This window comes from Moritella sp. F3, assembly GCF_015082335.1.
Taxonomy (GTDB): Bacteria; Pseudomonadota; Gammaproteobacteria; order Enterobacterales; family Moritellaceae; genus Moritella.
This window is the reverse complement of record NZ_BLRL01000192.1, coordinates 1-220: the sequence shown is the minus strand read 5'-3', so window position 1 is coordinate 220 and position 220 is coordinate 1. Positions and strand designations below refer to the sequence as shown.

Sequence of the window (220 nt, the reverse complement as noted above, 5' to 3'; positions counted from 1 at the left end):
AGGGATTTAAAATCCCTCGCTTAATAGGCGTGCCGGTTCAATTCCGGCCTCGGGCACCAATTATTACTAATACTAGCAATAGTATATCTCGCTAAGATGTAAAATTAGCACCCTGTATTAGCAACACAAGTTGTGATGGCAGGATATGGCGGGTTGGCAGAGTGGCTATGCAGCGGATTGCAAATCCGTGGACCTCGATTCGACTTCGGGACCCGCCTCC

1 tRNA gene is annotated in these 220 nt (G+C 48.6%); it reads left to right on the top strand.

Annotated elements, in window-relative coordinates:
* Nucleotides 1-147: 147 nt before the first annotated feature.
* A tRNA-Cys gene (locus JFU56_RS22850) sits at nucleotides 148-218 on the top strand.
* The last annotated feature ends 2 nt before the right edge of the window (nucleotides 219-220 follow it).